Here is a 24,945-nt window from a genome sequence, read left to right on the forward strand (position 1 = left end):
TCGAGTCAACACTTAATTTCAAACTTTCTTTCGATTATTTGAAACCGAAGTTTCACTTAACTCTCTGCTACGTTGTTCAGCGTCTTTCGTTGCTGCCCGCCGTGTCAGTGGGGTCGCATTATAGGGAGATCCAAAAACAGATCAACACTTTTTTTCGATCTTTTTACTGTTCGCTCAAAAAGCGAACTAAATTTACCGAAAACAGCAAAAACGGTCGCTATTATGGCTGTTTTTTAAGCCAATATTCATAATTTAATGCAAATTTCATTGCTATGTTCATTTAACTCGTTAAGATAGCAAGTTCACAATGTTAAATTAATGTTTATTTCTTGTTTATTGGTAGATCAAAATGAAATTACCCGATCAAAAATCTTTTCTTTTCTCCGTTATTCTTGCTGTTTTAGGTTTTGTGGTTGTTAAGTTCGCACTTGCAAGCTTAGCTTTAGACCCAGCATTGCTATTTGGTGCAGGCTTATTAATTGGTGCTTTGGTTATTGCAGCACTTTCATCAGCGTCAAGTGAGGAGGCCGAAGTAAAAACAAAAACACTTTATGTTGGCAACCTACCTTATCGTGCTAATGAAGGTGTTGTTCGTGCTTTATTCGAAGAACAAGGCAAAGTTTTCAATGTACGTTTATTAAAAGATAAAAATACAGGTAAACGTCGTGGCTTTGGTTTTGTTGAAATGGCTGAAGCTGATGCAGATAAAGCAATCAATCAATTAAATGATAGCGAATTCCAACAACGTACTTTAAAAGTGCGTGAAGCAAAACAAAAACAAGAGAACGAAGCTAACAGCTTTCGTGAGGGATCTGATCAGTCAGCGTAATAAGCTCAACGCTTAATTGCGAATGACCAATAGGAGCCGTTGCATAATAGTGCAGCGGCTTTTTTTTATCTGTAGTAAGAGTAAAGCCTCGTAAAGCAATTAAACTTTCAACGCGCTTAGCAATCGCTTTGCCTGAGTCAATAAGGAAGATCTGTTGTTTATAGTAGTCACTAATCGCGCTGGCTAGTAATGGAAAGTGTGTACAGCCAAGTACCAATACATCTATATCTTCTGCTATCGCTAAATCACTCAATACATTCTCAAGCTTTGCTTTATTGATTTTCTGCGTATGAAATAGTGTTTCTGCAATTTCTACCAGCTCAGTTGAGCCATATAAGCTGACTTGTGTGTCTTGGCTATGAGTACTAATTAAGTTTGCAGTATAGCGACTCTTGATAGTTGATGGTGTTGCCAGTAAACCAATATGTTTGCTGTTACTTATAGCGCAAGCGGGTTTTATCGCAGGTACTACCCCGACAACTTCTATATTTGTGTGCTGGCGAATAGTTTCTAAGGCAGAGGTAGAGGCGGTATTACACGCAATAACTAGAATATCAACTTGTAAGTTTGCTGTCTCGATAAACTGTAGTAGCGCTAAAAGGCGGGCTATGATCGTTTGCTGACTTTGCGCGCCATATGGCAATAAAGCATTGTCCATAAAATAACTATAATCAGCATCTGGGATCAATGCTTGGATCTGTTCAAGTACGGTTGTTCCACCTATACCAGAATCAAACACCATTATATGAACTGACAAACTGCTTACCTCGGATCATCAAAGGTCAGCAGTTTGCCATGCAGCTTGATAAAAAGAAAGAAAGGGCTAAGCCTCTTCTTCTGTTGCCGAGCGAAGCTTATTCATTTGCTCAAACATTGCTTTGGTATAATCCACCAGCTTACTGACTTCTTCTTTATCTTGGTTTAACCATTGTAAGATGCCAGCCAGTTCATTTTGCAAACCAATGTCACCCGCTTTATTAAACGCCTGTTTCAAGTCGTCATTAAATGGCGCTATTTTCTCAGCAACTTCTTTTTCGGGAGCAGGTTTATATTCTTCATACCCTTTGATAGCTGCTACTGTTTTGGTTTGTTTCAAATCCATGGTAAAGCCAACGAGTTGCTCGTTACCTAAGTTAAGCTCTTTAGCTTGTTCAAAGGCATCTTCTAATGAACCAGAGAAGAATGTTTCGCTAACACTCTGCAAGTCTTCCATCAATTCATTGATAGCTTGCTGCTCTTGCTCATTTAAATCACCATTGACCGACATCGAGAATGATAAATCACGTGATTGCGAAGACTCACTGACAAAGGCTTCGTTGTCGCCATTTTTGCTATAGCTGCTTGCAGACTTGCTTTCGTATGCATCAGCAAAGCTAATACTTACTTCATCACCTTCAGCGGTGGTGAAAGTGTACTCCGCGTTATTACTTAAACTGATGTATTGAGCTTGGCTTACTGAAACCGCATTAGGCTTAGGATTGAACAAGTCTTCTTCTAATTCATCAATACCTTTAAAAATACCTTCTTTAGACTTTTCGATACCCTCTTCGATGTCATCGTTAAGAATACCTGACTCTTTAAGCTCATCATACGCATCGTCGATGCCCATTTGCACACCTTTACGTGCATCACCTAGCATGCCTTTGAGTTTTTCATCATCAGCACCATCGGCTTTTGCTTTACGAAGTGCGCCGCCAACAAAGTCGAGTACGTTTTTCACGATCTCTTCAAAGTCGAACAAGGGTTTATCTTTTTTTTCTTCGGCTTTAGGTAAACCTAGTGCCTCAGCAAGTTTATCATCAAGAACTTTTGCCGCGAGCTCTCTGCCGCGTTGCTGATAACTATCTTGACGATTTTGAATGGTAGGCTGCTGCAGTGCCTGTTTACCATTGTATTTATTCACATTTGTATTAGGCATATAGCCTAGGTTGCCAATTTTCATGATCCGACTCCATGTTATGGTTAACTCATTATCGGCCAAAAACCACAGAACTTAAGTTTTTTGTATAAAAAAACGACACTAAAATAAATAACAAAACTAGACAAATCCTCAGCGCTCCCTACAATAGCGCCGTTATACAGCTAAGAGATAAAAGGTAATCAGCCATGGCGGTTATAAAAATTGATACAACTCAATACGATGCACAATTGAGTGAGAAAGAGCAGCGCATCACCTCACAGTTTCGACGTTTTGGGGTCGAAAAATTAGAAGTGTTCGGCTCTGATCCTATTCATTACCGCCAACGTGCAGAGTTTCGTGTTTGGCATGAAGGTGAAGACCTGTTTCACATCATGTTTGATCAACAAACTAAAGAAAAGATCCGCGTTGATGAGTTTGACCCTGCAGCACCTTTAGTGGGTGAAGTGATGCAAGCGATGATCGAAAACTTAAAAGACAATGAAGTTCTGCGCCGTAAGCTGTTTCAAATCGATTACCTTTCAAGCTTAAGTGGTGAGATCCTTGTTAGCTTGTTGTATCACAAACAACTAGATGAGCAGTGGCTACAAGCAATTAAAGAGCTTAAAGCAAAACTGAGCACACAGTTTAAGATTGATTTTATTGGCCGTGCTCGTAAGCAAAAAGAAGTGATTGGTAATGACTATGTTATCGAGCGTTTAAACGTAAACGGTAAAGAGCTTATTTATCAACAAGTCGAAAATAGCTTTACGCAACCGAATGCAAAAGTAAACATCAAGATGCTAGAGTGGGCACAAGCCCTTTGCCAACCACTCAATAATGACTTACTGGAGTTATATTGTGGGAATGGTAACTTTTCGATTGCTCTTGCGGGTTCATTCGACCGGGTATTAGCCACTGAGATATCAAAATCATCGGTTTACTCAGCACAATACAATATTGCACAAAACAAGGTTGAGAACTTAGATATCATTCGTATGTCGAGTGAAGAGTTCACTCAAGCAATGAAAGGCGAACGTACCTTCTCTCGTTTAGATGGCATAGACCTGAAAAGCTATAACTGCCAAACAATCTTGGTGGATCCACCACGTGCTGGAATGGACACGCTAACTTGTGACCTAGTTGCGAACTACGACAACATTATTTATATCTCGTGTAATCCCGATACCCTAGAACGTGACCTTGATCACTTATGCAAAACCCATGAAGTAAAACGTTTTGCAATTTTTGATCAATTCCCTTACACCCATCACATTGAATCAGGTGTGTTTTTACAACGTAAATAAAATCACTCTGCCAGCGCAGCAAATAGCGCTGGCAACTGCTGCTCGCTGAATACAGCTATACCATTGTCAGTTAACAGCCTTGCAGTTAACCCCATCCCTGAAATTTTCTTTCCTGAATGACTACCATCGTAAATAGTATTGCGACCACATGACGGGCTTGATTCTTTTAACAACGCATAGCGAATGCCCTGCTTTTTGCAAAGTTTAAGTGCTTGTTCTGCGCCATAAGCAAACTGCACTGTGACATCTTGCGCATCTTTGGTAAGTACTCTACCCACTTTGATTTCTGCAGGCGGCCTTGGTGTAGGTAAGCCACCAGCTACTTCAGGGCAGAATGCAACGAGCCTTTCTTGCTGTTTAAGAGTTTCTAAACCAGGATGGAGTAAGTTTTGCGATTGCCCGTCATAACGAACAGGGTTTCCTAACAAACAGCTTGAAACTAATAGTTTTTGCATTTGCTTTACCAATAAAAAAGCTCCGCGAACGGAGCTTTGAATTAAATTTAACTAATTAGCTTATTTATCAGCTAGGTAGTTAATTAAATCTGCCATGCTCTTTGCATCACTGATGCCTGAGTCCGCACCTAAGATTAAGCGATATTTACCATTAACAATAAAAGTTGGAACGCCTTTTAAAGCACCTTTTTGTTGGTAGTATTCTTGGTCGCGTTTCATTTTAGACGCCATAGTACGTACAGAAAAGCTGTTGTAGTACTTATCAAAATCTTCAGCCGATACACCTTGTGAAACAAAGATGTCTTTCATATCAGCTAGTTCGTTAATACGAGCACGCTTACCGTGAATATGATTAAACACAGCGGCTACTAACGCGTCTTTCTGTGGTAACACATTAGCCGTCGCATAACCTTGCGCTAAGATGGTTTGAATTTCTGGGTCACGAGGACCTGAAAAATCAACATGGCTCTTTTTGAATTTAACGCCATCTTTAAGAAGTGTTTTAAGCTCTTTCACAACTGGCTCGAAGTTATTACAGTGTGGGCAGTAGAATGAGAAGAACTCTTTTACTTCTGGCTTTTTAGAAGCGCGGGCATCAATCGTTTCATAATGCTTACCTTCTTCATATTGAGCAGCTGAGGCATTTGCCGCTAAACCTAGCGTGGCAGCCATTAATACAGCTTTTACTAACTTGATCATTACTTCTTTACTCCAAAATTATTGTTTTAATAAAAATTCGACTAATTCATCAAGCATCTGCTGGCTCTTGATGGTATTTAAATTAATTTTGTATTTATCATTGACGATAAAAGTTGGTACACCTGTTAAGGCGCCCATGTCTGAATATTTTTGCTGCTTATCTTGCATCGCTTTTTCAGCGCTAATCACTGGCATGCTTGCAATTTCAGCATCAAACACTTCATTACTAATACCATTAGTTGCAAGTAGTGCTTTAACGTCTTTCATGTCTTTAAGTAAGGCACGTTGTCTATGGATGCTGTTAAAGATTTGATCAGCTACTTGTTCTGCTTTGCCATGTTGCTTAGCGATTAAGTAGGCATAGCTTAAGTTACTTTGAGTTTGCTTAGACACACCGCCTAAAAAGTTAACATGACTTTTTACAAATTCAGTCCCTTCAGGAAGACTTGCCGTTAATGCTTTTGCAACTGGTTCAAACTGAAAACAGTGTGGGCAATAAAATGAAAAGAACTCGGTTACTTGAGGTGTTGCACTTTTCTCAACTTTTAATACTTCGTATTGATTACCTGCTTCAAAATCAGCAGCAAAGGCCGCAAAAGGTAAACATAAAATGAGTAGACTTAACTTTAATTTTTTAAACATTGTTCTCTCGACTTTATTAACTTTAAAAATTTATGGTAATAATTTTAATGGTGCTTCTTGTAGCGCTGCAAGCTGTTCTTTTAACGCTAGTATTTGCTGCTCCCAGTATTTGTCTTCAGCAAACCATGAAAAGTTCCGCGGGAACGCAGGATCATCCCACCTTTTCGCCAACCAGCCCATGTAATGCACCATTCGCATCGCTCTAAGTGGTTCAATCAGCTTTAATTGGCTGTGATCAAAATCGCAAAATTCTTCGTACGCTGCGACTAAAGTGTCTAACTGTAACAGTTGATTGTTACGATCGCCACTGAGCATCATCCAAAGATCTTGAATTGCAGGCCCTTGTCGGCTGTCGTCTAAATCAACAAACATTAATGCATCACCAGACCACAGTATATTGCCGGCATGACAGTCACCGTGCAGACGAATAGTTTCAACATTTATATACTGCTGTGTGGTTTCTTTGATCACCAAATCTAAAATAGTATAAAAGGCGTTCTCTAATGCCATTGGCACCAAGTTACTTGCCTGTAACTGAACTTTAGCTGTCTTAAGATATTCTTCACAGCTGATCACAGGTCTATGTTCAAATGGCTTTGCTTTTGCTACTTGGTGCATTCGTCCAATTAAGCGGCCAAGTACATCAAGTTGATCTAAATTATCAACTTCAAAAATGCGGCCCCCCACACTTGGGAATAACGTAAACAAATAACCATCATGCTCAAATAAGCTTTGCCCTTCGATAATTACAGGTGCAACAACTGGCACTTCGGCATCAGCGAGTTCAAATGCAAATGCATGCTCTTCTAAGATTTGCGCCTTACTCCAGCGCTCTGGACGGTAAAACTTAACAACATAACGATGGCCATCTTCTGCTTTAAATTGATAAACACGGTTCTCGTAGCTATTTAATGCCAGCAGCCCTGATTCAGCATAAACACCGATACTTTCAACCGCATCTAAAATTGAATCGGGTGTAAGGTCTACAAAACTAAATTTACTCATAATGCCTCATCATATAAAAAAAGCGGGAAAATCCCGCTTTTTATTCATTCGCTCAGTGTACTTAATTATCGCGCCTTAAAGAAGTTACTCGGCTGTGAAATCTGCACATCAGGCTCACCATCGACAGAAAGTACGAACTCAAACTTCGTCATCGGCTTTTTCAAATCATATGGATCAACAACCAATGACAGTGGCACGTTATAAGACTCGCCAGAAGGTACTGTGAAAGTTTGTTTGCCAATGTACTCAAAGTTATCAAGCCCTTCAACACGAATATTAAAGGTTTGCTGATGCTGAGCTTTGTTAATTACTTTTAGTGTATAGGTGTTTTCAACTAGGCCATTAAAGTCAACACGGTATAGCTGATTACGGTCACGGATGATATCCAACTCCATCGGTTTACGCATCGCAATATTTGCCACCAGCGCCCCTGTTAACACCACTAAGATAACTAAATAACCAATTAACTTAGGGCGCAGTGCGTGTGTTTTGTTGTCTGGCGTTTCTAAGTTGCGTTCTGTGGTGTAGGAAATAAGTCCGCGTGGGTAATTCATTTTATCCATCACCCCATCACACGCATCGATACATGCACCACAGTTAATACACTCATATTGTAAGCCGTTACGAATATCGATCCCCGTTGGGCACACCTGCACACATAAGTTACAGTCGATACAATCACCTAAGCCAAGCTCTTTTGGATCTTGCTTGCGTGAACGTGGGCCGCGGCTCTCACCACGTGCCTCATCATAGCTCACGGTAAAGGTATCTTTATCGAACATAGCTGATTGAAAGCGAGAATAAGGACAAATGTGTAAACACATAATCTCGCGCATCCAACCCGCATTACCATAAGTACAGACTGCAAACACGGCTAAACAAATATACGAATACGCTGTTGCATCAAGAGTAAAAAGATCAGGTAGCAACTGGCGGATAGGCGTAAAATAACCAACAAAAGTAAACGCTGTATAAAGTGAGAATAACCACCAGCTACCGTGCTTGGCGCTTTTTCGCCAAAACTTATCAAAGTCCATCGGGCGTTGATCTAGTTTCTTTCGCTGATTAGCTGTACCTTCAAACTTTTCTTCAAACCAAATAAAAATGAAAGTCCAAACAGTTTGTGGGCAAGTATAACCACACCAAACCCGTCCATAGAAAGTAGTTACTAAGAACAACGCAAACGCCGCCAACATTAAAATGAAAGCAAGGATAGTCAGATCTTGTGGCCAAAGCGTTAAACCAAAAATGTTAAACTTTTGCCCTACCAAATCGAACAGTACAGCTTGCTGGCCATGGAAGTTGATCCAAGGTAGTAGCATGAACGCAAGCATGCCGATAAAACCAATTCGCTGCCTTAACAATTGGTGTAAGCCAGTTACAGCTCGAACATAAATACGGTTACGTGGATTAAATCTATCATCGAGGGAAGCATTTTCCGGTTTCTGGATTTTTACTTCCGTTGGGATATTTTTAACCTTAATCTGATTATCCATTAAAATTCCTCAACGCCACTAGGAAATAATACTCAAACATATGTTTGCAGTAAGAGGTTTCTGTGCCAATAAGCAAATCAGAATACATCTCATTACGTTCAAAGATTTCTGAAACTTTAAATCTATATATTGCATTATACTCAATCTATGGAAAATTTCAGGGTTCGATTTCATATACGAACTTTTAACTATTTAATCGTATCTGCTTGCTTTTAAAACAACCATTTTATTAAACTTGCAGCTACCACCTATTCATTCAGATCAAAGTTTATTGGACTATGAAAAAATTTCTCATCTTAGTGCTTATAATTTTAGCACTTTTCACAATTGATCATCCTTTGATCAAAGAACCTAGGGACAGGTTACTAGGTGAGGGAGTCGGTATGATTTCTGATGCTAGTAAGGTAAACCGAAGTCCTGCCGCTAATATGGCTAAAAATAATATTAAGTCACAACTTAATTTATCAAACTCAGAGCTTGAGTATATTGAAGACACATTCACTACCGACGATAAACTACAACTCTTTCACCTTCATTATTGCCGTGAAAAAGATATTAACTTGTACTTTTATGGCGAACGCTTGAATCGTGTTTGTAGTATTGTTTCGAATGCGCTTGAAGAAAGGCTAAACAAGTAATGGACTTTTCTGCTTTAAACAAAAAAACCAGCGACTCGTTTGCTAAACAACGTAATATGCTAAAGAAGCTGGGCAAGGGTCAAACCTTATACTGCGAAGAGTGTAAAGGCGCCCTCACCTTAGATTTGAAAACTGATCAGCCAGGTAAAGGCGTTGTATGCTGTGCCAAAGGTTGCACAAACATCTTACTCGAGCTGGGTTAGTTCCAGCTCTCATCATTATATAGTTGGCTATTTACAGCAACGACTTCAATTAACTCTGCAAAGCCAGCGGCGAATTCATTCATTACTTCATATTGCTGCTGGCATAGTTGCCCTTCTGATAAACCATTATCAGTTGCAAGGGCTGCAATTTCACTCGCTTCAAGGGTAAAAAAGCCTAAGCTTTGCAGAGCTGTAGCCAAGGCTTCTTTTAACTCATCAGCTAACTGTGGCGCGCTTAATAGCTTGTTAACGTAACCTTGCGCACCATGCATAAAACCTTGGCTCCAATGCTGACATTCTTGAATATCTAGGTATTGTTGCCCTTGCGAGCTCAGCTGTAGGCTCACAGGTAATGCAAAACCCGTTTCGAATACTTGTTCGCTGATCTGTTGATATAAAGCCATAAATGCAAACAGCACTTGCTCATCCATTTGCCCATCAGAACCAGGTGCAACTTCTTCTAACCACTGGTGAACATCAAGCGGCTCCGGAGCACAGATCACCGCAAATAAATAACCTTGGGTTTGCGCCAAGCTAAGCGCATCTTGATGCTGCGCTAAAAACTGACTTAAAAGCTCGCTTTGCTGCTTTGAAAACTCAGGTAATTGCATACTATTCAATTAATCCAATTTAAAAGTTAAGCGGATAACGACCTTCGTTATCAGGACGACCAAGAAACTTCGCAGCATCATGCACTTCTTTCGGTAAGCTTGCTTCAGGTTTAATATAACCAGCTACTTTAAAGTCTAGGTTCGCTTTTAATACTGCATCAGCTTCAAGCCCTAAACGGTTTTCAGGGTCTACAAGTACTGCTACATCACCGGATTTACAGCTTAAACGGCCACTTAAAGGACCAATGCTAAACCAGTTATTCATTCCTTTCACATCAATATTCGGGCTCGCAATTTCGCCGCTTAGACTTTCACAATAAGGCTCGCCTGAACTGTACTCATCTAAATCTACAATCACACGACCTTGCGCACTAATCGGTAAAGGGAGCTGTAAACGCTCCATGGCACGTTCAACTGTTAAGCGTAAAGTGGTCTTTTTCACAGTAACCGCTTGGTTAAATAAACCGTAAGAAAAATCAGCATGGCCTGAAATATCCGCTTTATCACGAGGATCACCAAAACGTACCGTACCCACTAATTTACCTGTAAACAGTGACCACCCCGACAATTGCCAACGCACATTGTTTAATTGCTCACCATCAAAACGTACCTGCATAATGCGCCCGTCCCATAGCGTGCCACTGGCTTTACCTAATTGTAATTGCTTTGGTAAATGTGGCTTGGCTAAATCAAGTGCAACGGCAGCGGGTGTTTTTACCAGCGTAAACACCAAAAAACACATCACAAACACTGTGATTAATAAAATAACTCTTTTCATCGTTTACTTCTCTAGTACCAAACGACTTACACGCACAAAGCCTGATTTGTCATCTTTACTTAAATCTAAATTCTCGATTAGCACACCATGTGAATTAACCAGTTCATCTAACCATTCAACAAGGTTATTAAACTCAACAGAGTCAATGGTTAAACGAAGTGAATTGTCATTTGGCTGCATTTTGCTAATGATAATTTGATAACGATTACGGGTGCTATTAACGATTTGGCTTAAGCTACGGCTGCTCGTATTACGTGCATTACCACCCGCTTTAAGTTTAACAATACTTTCATCAACCCACGCCAACAACTCTTGCTGTTTTATTGTGTCTTGCTCTGCTTTTTCGATAGCAGCGTTAAGTGGACGAAAGACCCCCATAACCAGCACAAAAATAACAAACACACCACCTGCAACCATTACAAGTTGCTGCTCTTGTTCTTTTAACGAGCGCCAATAATTGATTATTTGGTTTTTCATGCCGCACCTCGTAACTTAATTTCACCAACGACATAATCACCATCATTGTTCAGCGAGCCTTGATCTACGGTTAAGCCACGCTGCTCTAATATTGCTTTTACTTTACTGAATGACTGGAAATCTTTGCCGCGCGCGCGAATACGTAATTCGTTACGACCTTGATCGTAGCGAAGCGTTTCTGGTGTGAAGTCGTTTACTTCACTAAAAATCGAGACAAGATCGTTAGTCAAATCTAAGAAGCCAGCAGTGCTGCCACCTTCTATCAATGCAAGTTCGCTGCGAATTTGACTACGGATAAGCTGAGGTCGCACTTTTTTATTTGGAAAAGCACGCTGATAATTAGCAACCACTTCTGCTTTTGCGGCTTCAAGCTGGTTATTTAACTTATAAAGCTCAAGCGACTTAACACCCACACTGCAAACTAGTGCAACACCTGCTGCAATAGCTGCTTTTTGCCAATAGCCCCACCAAATCGCTGATTTTTTCTTAAGCTGATAAACACCTTGGCGAAGGTTGAATTTCACTTCAGGTAACTGCTTAGCAAATAAGGCTAAAGGTAAATCGTATTGCTGCGTTTGAGCACTAAGGTTAACTGTGTCAGGAAAAGCCGTTGCAGGGCTAAAGTGTGCAACATCAGGGTTACCTAATGCTGTTAAATAGCCAGCAAGCCAGTTCGGCTCTACAGCGGCAATATGCCAGTTACCCTGTTTACATAGCCACTGGCCATTAAGCTCAATAGCGCGTAACTGAGTGTTGTCATCAACATCAGGTAACAATAAAGCATCCGGCAGTATTTTATATACTTCGATGCCATGCTCATTAAACTCTGCTAGCCATTGCTCAAACCATTCACGATCGGTCATCGCGATGTTAATAGCGTGCTTTTCATCAACAAGTGTTGGCTCAGCAATCGCTATGAACAAGTCATCAACATCACAGGCTATTTCTTCTTCTAGCATGTAAGGAAGTGCTTGCTCTAACTTACGGTTCCACTTAGTTGGTAGGGTAACTGTTTTAAGTTGTACCTGATCGCTTGGTAAAAGTGCGACTACTTCCCGTGATTGTGCTTTTTCTGTTAGCTCACCAAGTTGTGTTGCATTGGCAATTTCACCGCTGGCAATTATTTCTTGTTCTATTGGTGAGTAAATTAGCCAGTTAAGGCTGTCTTTTAACGTTTGACCCGTACGGATCAACAATATCTCTGTCACTGTACGCCTCCAAATTTTCGCGCCAGTATCGTTACTGTACCATTAGTGGCATGGAGTAAGGTGGTCATCGAAAAACGCAGCTCTGCAAATTCAGCCTGCGTTTGTAGTTTAAAATATTCACTGTTGATACTGAATAGATTTTCAACGGCTTTCACGTTTTGTGCGCCTTGTTGGTTAACCTCTTCAAAAAAAGCTTCTAAATCATCATACCCATCTTGAGGACGTGATGATAATACAGCTTCAGCGCCTGAAAGGCTTAAGCCATCAATAAGCGAGCTTAATAAAATCGCACTTTCTGCAGGTAGTGTATTAACGTTTATTTGCAACAACTCACTGCCAGGAATAACACACACAAATGGTAAGAGTTTCTCCATAACGAGTGGGTTAAAACCTTTTACCAAACGAAGTTCAGAGGTCGAAGCAAAGTAACTATTTGCCGTCATATATGGGTATTGTCGAGATAAATACTCATCTTCTTCTGCACCCGAGCGATAGGTAATACTATCTTCATCTAACCAATCAAACACACTATCGGCCATAGCTTCTTCTGATTCATCCGTTGGTAAATTCTCAATGTTTTCTAATAATGCCAACAATGCCTTATGTGCTGGGTTCGTTTTATTATTTGGATCCATCTGCGGATCTGGTTTTACATGCAATGCATTTAAGTTTAAACATGCTTGTAAATCAGTAATCGTGCCACTTAAGGTACCATTATCAACAGGATAAGGAACCCCGCCCTGCTGTGCCCAAATTTGCTCTAAATGCGTTTTATCAGGATCATCTTTTTTAGTTTGTTTTAGTGCTTTAATTGCCAGCTCTTCAGCTGCAAAGGCATACCATTTAGCCTGTTGATGGTTTTGAATATTGCTACTACGCTGCACTTGCACCATTAAATTAGCACTCATCTCAACGGCTAACATCGCAGCCAGCGCCACAATAAATAGCACAATAACAAGCGCCGCACCTTTGGAACGATTCATTGTAGTCATGACTAGCCACCCGTTCCGCTATTATTATTGTTATTACCATTAGCGCCGTTATTACTATTATTTGTTTGAGTAGTTACTTTGCCCTCACCTGGCACCAAAAACACGCGACGAATTGGCTCCTGTTCTATTTTTTGAATAGTGACTGCAACCGCTTTTGGCAGCGCTTTAATTTGCCACTGCTCTTGCCACTCGTCTTTGTCATCTAAAAATTCAAACTTCAGATCTTCAATATCTTCTAAAATAACTTGTGAGCGCGGCTCCATGTTATCTAGTTGATCAACATACACCCGATACACTCGTTCAAGATTATCATCTATCACGCGATAACCAACCGCTTGCAGTTCAGAGCGCGGTAATAGATTAATCGGGTTAATCCAACCATCACGAACAAACCCAATGCCATCGTATTGGCTATCAAGAACATAACGACCAGCTAGCACATACGTGTCTTGAAAATCACCGGCTTCGTTTCGAACCTGACGTTTAGTCATTTGACTAAAATCTTGGTCCATCAAACGAAATAAGGTTTGATAACCATTTAACTCAGCAATCGTCTCGTCTGAGGCTTCTTTTGCTTTGGTTGTCGAATCAAGAATTTGATGGGTCGATAACACCACAAAGGCTAAAATGCCCATGGCGACAATTACTTCAAGTAAGGTAAAACCGCGTTGCTTCACTACTTATCACCTTTATTCAAATAAGTAGAAAGCTCATACACTGGGTATTCAAGCTTTTCATCGGCGAACACGTTAATGGTGACCTTTACAAAGGTTTTATCAGCAGTAGGAACCACGTCCTGACGCCAGTACCATTCAAAACCAGCGAGCGTTTCAGTGCCTTTGACGCCACTTTTGCCTGTCCATTTATCGCCTTTAGCGCGCTGCTCAACCATTACGTTCTCGGCAACCCAAGAAGCATAAGTTTGTTCTTCAATCGACGATAGGTGATTAATGTGCTCACCGGTTGCCTGCATTGCGGCAATACCGGCCATTGCACAAATAGCCAAGGCAACCATCACTTCGAGTAAGGTAAAACCTGCTGACTTATTCATTACTCAGGCTCCATACGAAACTTTACCGGGGCCATAAATTCGCCTTCGATAAAATACTGTGGTTCACGCTCATCTTTAAGCTCGTAAATCAATTGAAACGCACTGACTTCGCCAGAAGATAAAATAAGGACTTGCGGTATTTTGAGCTTTTGCAGCTCAAGTAAGCTGTCTTCGTCACCACCGCTCATTAATTCACGCCAGTTGGACTGCTCTAGCAAGTTATCTTGTGCCCAGGCTAAATCATCAAGGTTAAGAGTGAGTTCAAAGCGCTCATCAACCTTAATTGGGGCAAACAATTTTTCACGGTCAAAAGTAACCCACTTATCACCGTCAAAAACTAAAAATTCAAATGTATCTTGGTCAAGATGAAAGCCCAGCTCAACCTGATTTAAAATCGCAAACTCAGACGCCATATTAATCGTAGTATGTAATCTGAGCGCTTGTTTTTCGAGTTCTTCTTCAGCACCTCCATCAAAACTGTAGGCAACCATTTTGGTGACAAAACCAATCACCACGAGCACCATTAATATTTCGATGAGGCTAAACCCTTTCGCGTGCTTAGCACGGCCAGCCAAACGCAAACGACCAAGGCTTACCATAATAGTAAGCCTTGATGTGTATAAGCTTTGTTCAGTTGGCTGAATTTAGGCATTATTACTTTTCTTCATCCCAGTTACCGATGTCATCATCAGTACCTGCTTCACCATCAGGACCCATTGAGAAGATATCAATTTTACCGATTTCTCCTGGGCTGATTAGCTGGTAAGGATTACCCCATGGATCTTCTGGTAACTTCTCAAGGAAACCGCCATCAGGAAAACGCTTTGGAATTGGCTCAATGCTTGTTTTATTCACTAGCGCTTCTAAGCCTTGCTCTGTGGTTGGATACGCTTTGTTTTTAAGCTTGTATAGGCTTAACGCATCTTCAATTTGTTGAATATCTAAGTGTGCTTTATCGATTGCAGCTTCTTCTTGCTGACCCATGATATTTGGCGCCACAATTGACATGATCATACCGATAATAACCAGTACTACCATGACTTCTAGTAATGAGAAACCTGACTGTTTGTTCACAAAAATACCTCTAACTTTCTTCAAAAATTTATTATAGAGCGGCAGTGTTAGCTGCTAATTGCTCTAGTGTTCCCTAATTTAAAGACCTACAGCCTTATTCATTGCCATAATCGGCTGTAGTATTGCCATAACAATAAACAATACAATTACCGCCATTGAAGCAATCATCGCGGGCTCTAATAGTTTCAGAGACACGTTTACCATGCTCTCAAACTCACGATCTTGGTTATTTGCAGCACGTTCCAGCATTTGCTCAAGTTCACCTGATTTTTCACCACTGGCTATCATGTGTAGCATCATAGGTGGGAAAAGTTTGGTTTGCTGAAGTGAAGCACGAAGGCTCGCCCCTTCACTTACACGTGTTGCAGCATCTTGCACTGACTTTTTCATTTTTTCGTTAGCCAGTACACCACCTGAGATACGCATCCCTTCAAGTAGCGGCACTGAGCTTGACGATAAAATACTTAAAGTTCGAGCAAAACGCGCCGTATTAACACCGCGAGCTACCTTACCAATGCCCGGTAAATGCAGCACTTTTTCGTCATACCAGTAACGAATATGCGGCTGTTTAAGCGCTTGCTTAATGGCCACAGCTAACACGGTTATAATGACTAAACTAATAAACCAGTAGTTTTGCACAAAATTACTGGCGGCCATTACCCATTCAGTCGTCCAGGGTAATACTTGTTTTGATTTTTCGAAGGTCTTCAAGATTTTTGGTACCACGGTACCTAATAATACAGAGACAATCGCAATAGCAAATACCACAAGAATGGTTGGATACACCATCGCCTGTGTGATTTGACTACGCATATGCTGACGTTGTTCCGTGTAATCTGCTAAACGATTTAAAACTTGGTCTAGGTGACCCGATTTTTCACCAGCTGCCACCATAGCACGATACAAATCATCAAAGACATGCGGAAACTCGCTCATGCCATCAGCTAAGGTATAACCTTCAACAACCTTTGAGCGCACGGCCATAAGCATGCGCTTTAAACGCGGCTTTTCACATTGCTCAGCCACCGCCATGACAGCCCCTTCAACAGGTAATGCTGACTGGATTAAGGTTGCAAGCTGACGGGTGATTAATGCTAAATCTGAAGTCGAAATTTTTGGTTTAAAGAAACTCCCAAATAAAGAGCCCTTTGCCCCAGTCGCTTGCTTTTCACCTTCTGCAGCAGCAACGACCTCTAAAGGCATTAGACCTTGATCGCGCAAAGTTTGGCGGATTTGCTTTACCGTATCGGCTTCAAGAATGCCTTTTTTCTCTTTACCTCTGCCGTCGAGGGCACGGTATTCAAATGCTGCCATGATTAACCTTCCTCACGTGTTACACGCAAGACTTCTTCTAAGGTAGTGCGACCTGCAAGCACGCGATTACAACCATCTTGGCGAATACTTGGGCTATGTTTACGAATATACTTTTCAACACTTTGTTCGCCTTTACCGCTGTGGATCATTTCACGAATTGTTTCATCAACAACCAGCAATTCATGAATACCCGTACGACCGCGATAACCATTAAAGTTACACTCTTCACAACCAACTGCACGATAAATTGTTGGCGGCTCAGCAGGATTAACACCTAGTAACTGACACTCGCGCTCATCAGCAATGTGACCTTCTTTACAGCTATTACACAAAGTACGCACTAAGCGTTGTGACAATACACCGAGTAACGATGATGACAGTAAGAAAGGCTCTACGCCCATGTCTTCCATACGCGTGATAGCACCAGCAGCCGTGTTAGTATGCAGTGTTGACATCACCAAGTGACCGGTTAATGACGCTTGCACACCAATTTGTGCTGTTTCAAGGTCACGGATCTCACCCACCATCACTACGTCAGGGTCTTGACGAAGAATAGCACGTAAGCCACGTGCAAAGGTCATATCAACTTTGGTATTAACCTGAGTTTGACCAATGCCTGGGATCTCGTACTCAATTGGATCTTCAACGGTAAGAATATTACGGTCCCGTGAATTAATTTGGCTCATGCCCGCATACAAGGTGGTACTTTTACCAGAACCCGTAGGACCGGTTACTAAGATAATACCGTGTGGCTTACTGATTAAATCAGCAAACAATTCACGGTTACGCTCAGTCATACCTAAATCTTCTAGGTTCAGGCGTGCGTTGTTTTTATCAAGTAGACGTAGCACGACACGCTCACCAAAGCTTGATGGCATAGTCGATACACGCACATCTACGGCACGACCAGCAATACGCAAACTAATACGGCCATCTTGCGGAATCCGCTTTTCAGCAATATCTAGTTTCGCCATAACCTTAATACGCGACACCAACAGTGAAGCGAGTTTACGATTCGGCTTTAAAACTTCTTTTAATACGCCATCAACCCTAAAGCGAATTACCAGCTCTTGCTCAAAGGTTTCGATATGAATATCTGAAGCACCTTCTTTAATTGCTTCGCTGAGCATCGCGTTTATCAGCTTGATGATTGGCGCATCATCATCACCTGCAAGGAGATCTTCAGTTTGCGGTAACTCATCTGCAAGCGAGAATAAATCAACCTCGTTGCCGATATCTTCCATCATTTGCTGTGTTTCAGAACTATCACGCTGATAAGAAGCCTCAAGCAACAGCTCAAATTTATCATCAGGTAATTGTTCTAGCGAAAAACCATGACCCGCAATACGACGCACCTCAAGTAAAGCGTTAACATCCAACTCACCGCGGTAATAAACTGTCCAGTTGTCTTGATCTTTACCTAACAGCACACCTGTGCGACGCGCATACGAGAATGGCAACCGCTTAGTTGGCAAGCTAACAAGATCATCACTTGTTAGCAGCTCATCATGATTAGCTGATACGTCTGATGCTAGCTCGTCATTGATTTCAGAAATTGCATTAGTCATCATTGCGCTCATTCGCGTTTTGTTGTTTTAGATATTCTTCGTAAGTTGGTGGTAATACTAAGGCATCATCCCACTCTGGAAGAATTGGCGCATCTTCTAATGGCATTAAATCAATACCATCTTCTTTTTGTTTGTGTTGTTCGCCACGGATAAAGTTATATTTTGAGTGGCTTAATTTATTCATGCTGATGCCATCGCGAACAATGGTAGGACGAATAAATACAATCAGGTTACGTTTACGCTTACTGGTGCTGGTTGAGCGGAATAAATGGCCAAGTACTGGAATATCACCTAATAATGGCACCTTAGAGACACTTTCTTGCACATCTTCATCAATCAAGCCGCCCAGTACAACCATACCACCATCATCAGCCATAACCGTGGTTTTAATGGCACGTTTGTTTACTGAAATATCGACCGCAGTAGCACCACTCACACTCGACACTTCTTGCTCAATCGTTAACTGAACTGCTGAACCGTCATTGATTTGTGGTGTCACTTTAAGTTTTACACCTACTTCTTGACGTTCAACTGTTTGGAATGGATTCGCATTATTTGAGCCTGTTTGCGAACCTGTGATAATCGGTACTTCTTGACCAACAATCATTGATGCTTCTTCGTTATCCATGGTCGTTACAGACGGCGTAGCAAGAATATTAGAGTTAGTATCGGTTGAAACAGCTTGGATAATTGCACCCCAATCGTTTTTAACAATCCCCATGGCTAAACCATTGATACCACCTAGTAATGAGGCAAGTGCCGTTAAGTCACCTTCTTGTGTTTCAGAAGTCTTGGTGACTGTACCAGTTTCGGTACCTACAACCGTACCTTCAATCGTTTTATCGCGTGCTTGCTCAGCTGCAACGGCTAACGAACCAACTGGTACTGTTGTGCCGTTGTTAAACTGCATCATTCCGCCTTGCTCTGAAATCCATTGTAAGCCTAAGTTGATACCATCAGCTTCTAAAACTTCAACAATGATAGCTTCAACTAAAACTTGCGCACGACGCACATCAAGACGCTCAATTACTTGCTCAAGCGAGCGCATGGTGTCAGGCTGTGCAGTAATAACAAGTGAATTTGAATCAGGGTGTGCTTCAATACTTGTTTCGTTTTGATTACGAGAGCGCGTTTTAGTTGCACCGCCTTGCGCATCTTCTGCTAGTGTTTTGCTTACGCCCTGCAATACTTTTACAAGGTCTTCTGCTTTGGCGTAATTAAGGTAGATAACTTTAGTGTTACCTTGGTTTTCTAATTCACCATCTAAACGGCTAATTAATTCAACAGCGCGAGTACGTGCTTGCGCTTCACCACTGACAATCACACTGTTAGTTCGACCATCAGCAACTACTTTAGGAATTAGAAATTCTGGAACGCTTCCTTTACCGCCATCTTTATAAATATTCTCAACAACAGACACAACATCATCTGCGGTAGCAAACTTAAGCTTTACAATATCAACACGCTTGTCACCAGCTTGGTCAACAGAGCGGATAATTTCTACTAAGCGGTTAACTGACGCTGCATGGCCGGTCAACATCATCACGTTCGCAGCATTAAAGTTAGCAACGTGGCCGCCATCTTTTTGATCGCTAAATTGACGAACTAGCGGGCCAAGCTCTTGTACGCTTACATTTTTAACACGTACAACTCGCGTTACCATCATATCGCCACTGGCTTGGTTATCCTCAGTGATAAGCGGTACATTTGACTTTTTAGCGTCAGAGCTTTTTTCAATTTTGATAATACCGTTATCCATCTCTACAGCTGAATAACCATAAACCTCAAGTACATTTAAAAAGAACTGATAATAAAGCTTTTCATCCATTAACTCATAACTGCGCACATTTACTTTGCCACGCACATTTGGGTCAATAATGACGGTTTTATTTAAATTTTTACCAACGATATTAATAAACTCATTAATATCAGTGCCTTTAAAATTAGCCGCATACTCAACAGCTGAAACTGAAAGCGATAATCCTGTTAATAAAAAAAGCGCTGCATATTTAGCTAACCCTTTTTTGATTTTTGTGAGGTGTAGCGCGTGAACCATTCTATAAAAACTCCAAAGCTAGTTATTGCAGGCTAAATTGCACATCAATTTGCTCACCATCGCGTTCGATAGTGATACTTGCGTCAGTACTATTTCGTAATTCGTTTATTGCTGACATTGCCTGTTTCAAATCATTTAATTGATAGCCATTAATCGCAATAGCTAAATCATTATTCATTAGTCCCATTTGCTTAAATAAAGCAGGATCTTTACCTGGGCTTAAGCGGTACCCCACTAACTCGCCATCAACCATCGCTTGAGAGACGCGAATGTAGTCAAATAGTTTACCGGGATCGTCTAATACTTCTTCACGCGTTTCGATGAGCGCTTCTTTTACCTCTTCATCTTCAGTCGCATTTATTTCATTATTTTCGACAAGTTGAGGGCCTGCAGTTAATTCTGATTCATCACGCTCTGCTAACACTGGCATAGACACCGTTTTCGTAAAATCTAGACCATCAAGCATTAACGTTTCAAAACGACCGCTAACATCTAAAATTACTCGGTCAGGTAATACTTGAGCAAGCTTGGCGCGAGTGCCTTTAATTGCATCATCGACAACATAGGTTTCTTGTTTTCCTTGAGATTCGATAATAGCAAGACCTGCTTGGTCATTTTGGCTTACAGCAACAATGCCGGTTAGGTTAATACTTAGACGTGTTTCAGGGGCGTTGTTAATGACTTGATTTTGTTTAGCGGCAGACTTTTTAGTTTCGACAACAACTTTGCCGAATAAATTTTGCTCAATTATTTGTCGAGAACTGACAGTCTCAACTCGCTTTGCCATGGTATTAACACCTGTTACTGGCAATGCGCTTGTATCGGGTTCTGGCCATACAAGCCAAAACAGCTTGGATGACAAAAAAGCAATGTAAACAACAACTAACAGCACTACAAATGCACTTAGCTTGGCATGAGGTAAGCCGTTCAAAAACTGTTTAACTTGTTGTAAGTGTTGATCCATAAACTCTATTTCTTATTTTAATTTACTGCTTGATAGCTGGCCTATAGTACCTTTTCATTTTTCATTCAACAAGCACACGTATATTAAACTTTGTAAACAAGGTAAATTCAACGAACAGGGGCTGCAAGGAATAACTATGACTGTTTCTTTGTGATTAAGTTTCATGGTAAATTTTGCCTATATATCAGCAGCTATAAAAGAGCACAATTGTGTCAAAAGGTAACACTCATAAGTCACAAGACAAACAAGACGAATTAAGCGTGCGCCTTGATAAATGGTTATGGGCTGCCCGCTTTTACAAAACCCGTTCAATAGCAAGAGACATGGTGCAAGGTGGCAAAGTGCATTATAATGGACAACGTACCAAGCCCAGTAAAATTGTCGAGGTAGGTGCAGTAGTTAAACTACTACAAGGGGTCGATGAAAAGGTAGTGACAATTGAAAAGATCCTTGAAAAACGTCAAGGCGCCCCCATTGCACAAACCTTATACCAAGAAACTCAAGCAAGCATTGAGAAACGCGAAGCAAATGCTATCGCCCGTAAGAACAACAGCTTCTTTGCTCCACATCCTGATCGTAAACCAGATAAGAAGCAAAGGCGTGAACTGTTAAAAATGAAATCAAGTTAGGTAATGCAACTCATGCAACAAGATTTACTTCATCGTTATATATTTGATCAGCTCGATGTACGTGGTGAACTCGTACAAATTGAAAACACTTTTCAAGAGATGATCGCAAACCATAATTATCCAGCACCTGTGCAAACCTTATTAGGTGAACTACTTGTTGCTACCTGCTTATTGACGGCTACTTTAAAGTTTGAAGGCGAAATTGCCGTTCAACTACAAGGCGATGGCCCAGTAAAATATGCCGTAATTAATGGTGACGATAAACAAAACATGCGAGGCATCGCACGCCTTCAAGGTGAAGTAACCGGTAGCTCAATAAAAGACTTAATTGGTAATGGCTATATGGTTATTACAATTACGCCAACTAAAGGTGAGCGATACCAAGGTATTGTACCGTTAGAACACGATAGCTTAGATAAATGCCTTGAAAACTATTTTGAGCAATCGGAACAATTAAAAACACGTCTTTGGTTTGCAACTGAAGTAACAGCAGACACAGCAAAAGCAGCAGGCTTATTCTTACAAGTATTACCCGTTAATAAAGAAAAGTCGGTAGAAGACTTTACTCATCTAGAAGCGATTAGCAACACAATCAAAGATGAAGAGTTACTAGGTTTAGATGCTAACACTGTGCTGACTCGACTTTACCATGAAGATAATCCTCAGTTATTCGAACCACAGTCTATTAGTTTCCGTTGTGGTTGTAGCAGAGACAAAACAATTGCTGCACTAGTTAATGTAGGTCAAAACGAATTACTTGCCGACGTGCAAGCAAATGGTGAAGTAAAAATTAGCTGTCATTATTGCTTAAAAGATTACATATTCAACGAGCAAGATATTAAAGCCATTTTTAATTAATACATCATAATAAAAATTATTATATTCAAAGCCGCCATCAGTGCGGCTTTTATATTAAAAATAATATCAAAACTAATGATACCGGTGTCATGAAAATGCGTCATTTTATGACACCGGTATCATTGAAATTATTCATGTTTTTTGCCAAATATATGCCTTTTTAGGCCCTTCAGACACTCGAATATCCCTAATCCTTCTGTTACTATTATTTTAGCAAAAGGGAAAACTAAGAACCCCAGAGCTATCCCGTTCAATCTCTCACAATTTAGGTATAAACATGACTGCAAACGCTACTAGTTTTGTTGATCTTACAGCAGCTGAACTTGTCGAACACGCTATTCGTCGTGGCGAAGGGACTCTAGCCGCTAATGGTGCTTTTGTTGCTAAAACCGGTGCTCGCACTGGCCGCTCTCCAAAAGATCGTTTTATTGTTCAAGAGCCAAGCACTGAAAACGAAATCCAATGGGGCAACGTTAACCGCCCATTCGATGCAGACAAGTTTGACGCGTTATGGGCACGTGTAGAAGAACACGTGAAAAGCAACGACCACTTCATCTCTCACCTAGAAGTTGGCGCTGATCCTGAGCACTATTTACCAGTAGTAGTTACAACAGAAACTGCATGGCATCATATTTTTGCCAAAAACATGTTTATCGAACCTCAAACATACAATACTGCAGACTTCCCTGAGTGGCAGGTAATGAATGTACCTTCATTTGTATGTGACCCAGAGCGTGATGGTACTAACAGTGACGGCACTGTAATCATTAACTTCGCACAACGTAAAGTTCTACTAGCTGGTATGCGCTACGCTGGCGAAATGAAGAAATCAATGTTCTCTGTACAAAACTTCCTACTTCCTGCAAAAGGTGTATTACCAATGCACTGCTCTGCAAACGTAGGTGAAGCAGGCGACACTGCGTTATTCTTCGGTCTATCTGGTACAGGTAAAACAACATTATCTGCAGATCCTACTCGTTTCCTTATTGGGGATGACGAGCACGGTTGGGCACCTGGTAGCGTATTTAACATCGAAGGTGGTTGTTATGCTAAATGTATCGATCTTTCACAAAAGAACGAACCAGTAATTTGGAATGCAATTCGTTTCGGTACAATCTTAGAAAACGTGGTACTTGACGAAAACCGTGTACCAGATTTCCATGATACAAGCCTTACACAAAATAGCCGAGCTGCTTACCCACTAGAGCACGTTGAAAAACGTAAAGTAGAAAACCGTGCTGGTGAGCCAAAAGCCGTTGTATTCTTAACATGCGACGTAAGCGGTGTATTACCACCAGTTTCAGTACTAACTGAAGAAGCTGCTGCATACCACTTCCTAAGCGGTTACACAGCGAAAGTCGGTTCAACTGAAATCGGTTCTACAAGCGACATCGAGTCTACATTCTCAACATGTTTCGGTGCTCCTTTCTTCCCTCGTCCTGCTGGCGTTTATGCAGAGCTTCTAATGAAGCGTGTACGTGAATTCGGCGCTAAAGTATACCTAGTTAACACAGGTTGGACAGGTGGCCCTTACGGTACTGGTCAACGCTTCGATATCCCGACTACACGTGCTGTAGTTGATGCAATCGTATCAGGTAAACTGGCAGATGTTGAAACTCAACACATCGACGTTCTAAACCTAGATGTACCAGTGGCTGTTCCTGGTGTAGACAGCCAACTTCTTAACCCAATCAATACATGGGAAGATAAAGAGAAGTACGCAGAATATGCAAACAAACTAGCTTCTGACTTCACTGAAAACTTCGCTAAATACGATGTTTCAGAAGCAATCAAATCAGCAGGTCCAAAAGCTTAATACCAAGCTTACCCTCAGATTAAAAAACGCCAGCTATATGCTGGCGTTTTTGTTTTTGGTTCATAAGCTGATGAGTTGCGAGTTGCTAGAGTAAAGTTAGCGAGTTAGCAAGGGGAAAGTTTTAAGGCCTGGCGTAGGTTGGGTAGAGCGAAGCGAAACCCAACAGCGTGGTAATTCGTCATGCACAATGCAGAGGTAAAGTTCATTAATAAAAGACGAATTAGCGCAAGGTGAAGTAAGCCATTTTAGAGATCGCTAACCTGTTAGACCAGTAGAGATTTTAAGAATTTTTAATCATGGGTTATACCATTCCGCATAAAGATTAAATCAATTTAATCCATTCCCGATTGCACATTTTCTTCACTCGATCCGGGATTG

Annotated in this window: 27 protein-coding genes; 7 read left to right on the top strand and 20 right to left on the bottom strand. The window is 41.0% G+C overall.

The features are described 5' to 3' along the window. The first annotated feature begins 349 nt into the window (after positions 1-349). Positions 350-829, top strand: a complete 480-nt coding sequence (locus ISP07_RS20085; protein WP_054564068.1) for an RNA recognition motif domain-containing protein — start codon at positions 350-352, stop codon at positions 827-829. Here ISP07_RS20085 and murI read toward each other — a convergent pair. Next, complete coding sequence (murI, locus tag ISP07_RS20090) at positions 792-1,586, bottom strand: glutamate racemase (protein WP_209328689.1); 795 nt, start codon at positions 1,584-1,586, stop codon at positions 792-794. The two genes, ISP07_RS20085 and murI, sit on opposite strands and share 38 nt — an antisense overlap. A 66-nt stretch (positions 1,587-1,652) precedes the next feature. Further along, on the bottom strand, positions 1,653-2,771 hold the full coding sequence (locus ISP07_RS20095; RefSeq protein WP_054554859.1) for a DUF5610 domain-containing protein: 1,119 nt from the start codon (positions 2,769-2,771) through the stop codon (positions 1,653-1,655). 164 nt (positions 2,772-2,935) lie between these two features. On the opposite strand from ISP07_RS20095, the gene trmA reads away from it, so the two are divergent. Further along, on the top strand, positions 2,936-4,033 hold the full coding sequence (trmA, locus tag ISP07_RS20100) for a tRNA (uridine(54)-C5)-methyltransferase TrmA (RefSeq protein WP_138601224.1): 1,098 nt from the start codon (positions 2,936-2,938) through the stop codon (positions 4,031-4,033). A gap of 2 nt (positions 4,034-4,035) precedes the next feature. On the opposite strand, the gene ISP07_RS20105 is transcribed toward trmA, so the two are convergent. The 5 genes from ISP07_RS20105 to ccoG form a co-directional block, all read right to left on the bottom strand. Next, positions 4,036-4,488: a DUF523 domain-containing protein gene (locus ISP07_RS20105; protein ID WP_138601227.1), complete on the bottom strand. Its 453-nt coding sequence runs from the start codon at positions 4,486-4,488 to the stop codon at positions 4,036-4,038. Positions 4,489-4,548: 60 nt separating this feature from the next. Beyond that, entirely contained in the window at positions 4,549-5,187 is a 639-nt protein-coding gene (locus ISP07_RS20110) for a thiol:disulfide interchange protein DsbA/DsbL (protein ID WP_138601230.1), read from the bottom strand. Between the two features lie 18 nt (positions 5,188-5,205). Next, on the bottom strand, positions 5,206-5,829 hold the full coding sequence (locus ISP07_RS20115; protein WP_138601233.1) for a thiol:disulfide interchange protein DsbA/DsbL: 624 nt from the start codon (positions 5,827-5,829) through the stop codon (positions 5,206-5,208). Positions 5,830-5,859: 30 nt separating this feature from the next. Further along, entirely contained in the window at positions 5,860-6,834 is a 975-nt protein-coding gene (locus ISP07_RS20120) for a serine/threonine protein kinase (protein WP_209328690.1), read from the bottom strand. Between the two features lie 65 nt (positions 6,835-6,899). Next, positions 6,900-8,330, bottom strand: coding sequence for a cytochrome c oxidase accessory protein CcoG (ccoG, locus tag ISP07_RS20125; RefSeq protein ID WP_138619575.1), 1,431 nt, complete (start codon positions 8,328-8,330; stop codon positions 6,900-6,902). Positions 8,331-8,608: 278 nt separating this feature from the next. On the opposite strand from ccoG, the gene ISP07_RS20130 reads away from it, so the two are divergent. Both ISP07_RS20130 and ISP07_RS20135 read left to right on the top strand, forming a co-directional pair. Beyond that, the gene (locus ISP07_RS20130) at positions 8,609-8,968 is read left to right on the top strand and encodes a hypothetical protein (protein ID WP_054554852.1); all 360 of its coding nucleotides are present in this window, start codon (positions 8,609-8,611) and stop codon (positions 8,966-8,968) included. After that, the gene (locus tag ISP07_RS20135) at positions 8,968-9,171 is read left to right on the top strand and encodes a hypothetical protein (protein ID WP_054554851.1); all 204 of its coding nucleotides are present in this window, start codon (positions 8,968-8,970) and stop codon (positions 9,169-9,171) included. The genes ISP07_RS20130 and ISP07_RS20135 overlap by 1 nt, the downstream gene beginning before the upstream one ends. On the opposite strand, the gene ISP07_RS20140 is transcribed toward ISP07_RS20135, so the two are convergent. The 13 genes from ISP07_RS20140 to gspC form a co-directional block, all read right to left on the bottom strand. Beyond that, positions 9,168-9,782, bottom strand: coding sequence for a YecA family protein (locus ISP07_RS20140; RefSeq protein ID WP_166339812.1), 615 nt, complete (start codon positions 9,780-9,782; stop codon positions 9,168-9,170). The two genes, ISP07_RS20135 and ISP07_RS20140, sit on opposite strands and share 4 nt — an antisense overlap. Positions 9,783-9,801: 19 nt before the next feature. After that, the gene (locus ISP07_RS20145; protein ID WP_209328691.1) at positions 9,802-10,560 is read right to left on the bottom strand and encodes a type II secretion system protein N; all 759 of its coding nucleotides are present in this window, start codon (positions 10,558-10,560) and stop codon (positions 9,802-9,804) included. A 3-nt stretch (positions 10,561-10,563) separates the two neighbouring features. Beyond that, positions 10,564-11,037 (bottom strand): type II secretion system protein GspM, encoded by a 474-nt coding sequence (gspM, locus tag ISP07_RS20150; protein ID WP_209328692.1) that lies wholly within the window; start codon positions 11,035-11,037, stop codon positions 10,564-10,566. Next, positions 11,034-12,245, bottom strand: coding sequence for a type II secretion system protein GspL (gspL, locus tag ISP07_RS20155; RefSeq protein WP_054554847.1), 1,212 nt, complete (start codon positions 12,243-12,245; stop codon positions 11,034-11,036). The genes gspM and gspL overlap by 4 nt, the downstream gene beginning before the upstream one ends. After that, on the bottom strand, positions 12,242-13,228 hold the full coding sequence (gene gspK / locus ISP07_RS20160; RefSeq protein ID WP_209328693.1) for a type II secretion system minor pseudopilin GspK: 987 nt from the start codon (positions 13,226-13,228) through the stop codon (positions 12,242-12,244). The genes gspL and gspK overlap by 4 nt, the downstream gene beginning before the upstream one ends. 11 nt (positions 13,229-13,239) lie before the next feature. Next, entirely contained in the window at positions 13,240-13,914 is a 675-nt protein-coding gene (gene gspJ / locus ISP07_RS20165; protein WP_054554846.1) for a type II secretion system minor pseudopilin GspJ, read from the bottom strand. Then, positions 13,914-14,288 (bottom strand): type II secretion system minor pseudopilin GspI, encoded by a 375-nt coding sequence (gene gspI / locus ISP07_RS20170; protein WP_054554845.1) that lies wholly within the window; start codon positions 14,286-14,288, stop codon positions 13,914-13,916. Before gspI ends, gspJ begins: the two co-directional genes overlap by 1 nt. Further along, on the bottom strand, positions 14,288-14,887 hold the full coding sequence (locus ISP07_RS20175; protein ID WP_054554844.1) for a prepilin-type N-terminal cleavage/methylation domain-containing protein: 600 nt from the start codon (positions 14,885-14,887) through the stop codon (positions 14,288-14,290). Before ISP07_RS20175 ends, gspI begins: the two co-directional genes overlap by 1 nt. 55 nt (positions 14,888-14,942) lie before the next feature. Next, the gene (gspG, locus tag ISP07_RS20180) at positions 14,943-15,362 is read right to left on the bottom strand and encodes a type II secretion system major pseudopilin GspG (RefSeq protein ID WP_054554843.1); all 420 of its coding nucleotides are present in this window, start codon (positions 15,360-15,362) and stop codon (positions 14,943-14,945) included. A 78-nt stretch (positions 15,363-15,440) separates the two neighbouring features. Further along, positions 15,441-16,676 (bottom strand): type II secretion system inner membrane protein GspF, encoded by a 1,236-nt coding sequence (gene gspF, locus ISP07_RS20185; protein WP_054554842.1) that lies wholly within the window; start codon positions 16,674-16,676, stop codon positions 15,441-15,443. A 2-nt stretch (positions 16,677-16,678) separates the two neighbouring features. Next, positions 16,679-18,244, bottom strand: coding sequence for a type II secretion system ATPase GspE (gene gspE / locus ISP07_RS20190; RefSeq protein ID WP_054554841.1), 1,566 nt, complete (start codon positions 18,242-18,244; stop codon positions 16,679-16,681). Beyond that, positions 18,237-20,300, bottom strand: a complete 2,064-nt coding sequence (gspD, locus tag ISP07_RS20195; RefSeq protein WP_054554840.1) for a type II secretion system secretin GspD — start codon at positions 20,298-20,300, stop codon at positions 18,237-18,239. Before gspD ends, gspE begins: the two co-directional genes overlap by 8 nt. Before the next feature lie 22 nt (positions 20,301-20,322). Continuing rightward, entirely contained in the window at positions 20,323-21,264 is a 942-nt protein-coding gene (gene gspC, locus ISP07_RS20200) for a type II secretion system protein GspC (protein WP_138601248.1), read from the bottom strand. 206 nt (positions 21,265-21,470) lie between these two features. Between gspC and hslR the strand changes: the two genes are divergently transcribed. From hslR to ISP07_RS20215, 3 genes are all read left to right on the top strand, one after another. Then, the gene (gene hslR, locus ISP07_RS20205) at positions 21,471-21,893 is read left to right on the top strand and encodes a ribosome-associated heat shock protein Hsp15 (RefSeq protein ID WP_138601251.1); all 423 of its coding nucleotides are present in this window, start codon (positions 21,471-21,473) and stop codon (positions 21,891-21,893) included. Positions 21,894-21,905: 12 nt separating this feature from the next. Continuing rightward, on the top strand, positions 21,906-22,751 hold the full coding sequence (hslO, locus tag ISP07_RS20210; RefSeq protein ID WP_054554862.1) for an Hsp33 family molecular chaperone HslO: 846 nt from the start codon (positions 21,906-21,908) through the stop codon (positions 22,749-22,751). A gap of 277 nt (positions 22,752-23,028) precedes the next feature. Beyond that, a complete protein-coding gene (locus tag ISP07_RS20215) occupies positions 23,029-24,567 on the top strand; it encodes a phosphoenolpyruvate carboxykinase (RefSeq protein ID WP_138601257.1) in 1,539 nt (512 codons plus the stop codon). Positions 24,568-24,945: the final 378 nt, after the last annotated feature.

It is taken from the genome of Pseudoalteromonas sp. PA2MD11, assembly GCF_017808125.1.
In the GTDB taxonomy this organism is placed as follows: Bacteria; Pseudomonadota; Gammaproteobacteria; order Enterobacterales; family Alteromonadaceae; genus Pseudoalteromonas; species Pseudoalteromonas simplex.

What these genes read in the sequence shown, in the direction of transcription:
- ISP07_RS20175 (WP_054554844.1), bottom strand. Translation starts at nt 14,887, where the DNA reads ATGGTAAGCCTTGGTCGTTTGCGTTTGGCTGGCCGTGCTAAGCACGCG.
- ISP07_RS20145 (WP_209328691.1), bottom strand. Translation starts at nt 10,560, where the DNA reads ATGAAAAGAGTTATTTTATTAATCACAGTGTTTGTGATGTGTTTTTTG.
- ccoG (WP_138619575.1), bottom strand. Translation starts at nt 8,330, where the DNA reads ATGGATAATCAGATTAAGGTTAAAAATATCCCAACGGAAGTAAAAATC.
- gspM (WP_209328692.1), bottom strand. Translation starts at nt 11,037, where the DNA reads ATGAAAAACCAAATAATCAATTATTGGCGCTCGTTAAAAGAACAAGAG.
- ISP07_RS20120 (WP_209328690.1), bottom strand. Translation starts at nt 6,834, where the DNA reads ATGAGTAAATTTAGTTTTGTAGACCTTACACCCGATTCAATTTTAGAT.
- ISP07_RS20105 (WP_138601227.1), bottom strand. Translation starts at nt 4,488, where the DNA reads ATGCAAAAACTATTAGTTTCAAGCTGTTTGTTAGGAAACCCTGTTCGT.
- ISP07_RS20215 (WP_138601257.1), top strand. Translation starts at nt 23,029, where the DNA reads ATGACTGCAAACGCTACTAGTTTTGTTGATCTTACAGCAGCTGAACTT.
- ISP07_RS20140 (WP_166339812.1), bottom strand. Translation starts at nt 9,782, where the DNA reads ATGCAATTACCTGAGTTTTCAAAGCAGCAAAGCGAGCTTTTAAGTCAG.
- gspE (WP_054554841.1), bottom strand. Translation starts at nt 18,244, where the DNA reads ATGACTAATGCAATTTCTGAAATCAATGACGAGCTAGCATCAGACGTA.
- gspI (WP_054554845.1), bottom strand. Translation starts at nt 14,288, where the DNA reads ATGAATAAGTCAGCAGGTTTTACCTTACTCGAAGTGATGGTTGCCTTG.
- ISP07_RS20085 (WP_054564068.1), top strand. Translation starts at nt 350, where the DNA reads ATGAAATTACCCGATCAAAAATCTTTTCTTTTCTCCGTTATTCTTGCT.
- ISP07_RS20110 (WP_138601230.1), bottom strand. Translation starts at nt 5,187, where the DNA reads ATGATCAAGTTAGTAAAAGCTGTATTAATGGCTGCCACGCTAGGTTTA.
- ISP07_RS20115 (WP_138601233.1), bottom strand. Translation starts at nt 5,829, where the DNA reads ATGTTTAAAAAATTAAAGTTAAGTCTACTCATTTTATGTTTACCTTTT.
- ISP07_RS20135 (WP_054554851.1), top strand. Translation starts at nt 8,968, where the DNA reads ATGGACTTTTCTGCTTTAAACAAAAAAACCAGCGACTCGTTTGCTAAA.
- gspD (WP_054554840.1), bottom strand. Translation starts at nt 20,300, where the DNA reads ATGGTTCACGCGCTACACCTCACAAAAATCAAAAAAGGGTTAGCTAAA.
- ISP07_RS20130 (WP_054554852.1), top strand. Translation starts at nt 8,609, where the DNA reads ATGAAAAAATTTCTCATCTTAGTGCTTATAATTTTAGCACTTTTCACA.
- gspK (WP_209328693.1), bottom strand. Translation starts at nt 13,228, where the DNA reads ATGAATCGTTCCAAAGGTGCGGCGCTTGTTATTGTGCTATTTATTGTG.
- ISP07_RS20095 (WP_054554859.1), bottom strand. Translation starts at nt 2,771, where the DNA reads ATGAAAATTGGCAACCTAGGCTATATGCCTAATACAAATGTGAATAAA.
- trmA (WP_138601224.1), top strand. Translation starts at nt 2,936, where the DNA reads ATGGCGGTTATAAAAATTGATACAACTCAATACGATGCACAATTGAGT.
- gspC (WP_138601248.1), bottom strand. Translation starts at nt 21,264, where the DNA reads ATGGATCAACACTTACAACAAGTTAAACAGTTTTTGAACGGCTTACCT.
- gspF (WP_054554842.1), bottom strand. Translation starts at nt 16,676, where the DNA reads ATGGCAGCATTTGAATACCGTGCCCTCGACGGCAGAGGTAAAGAGAAA.
- hslO (WP_054554862.1), top strand. Translation starts at nt 21,906, where the DNA reads ATGCAACAAGATTTACTTCATCGTTATATATTTGATCAGCTCGATGTA.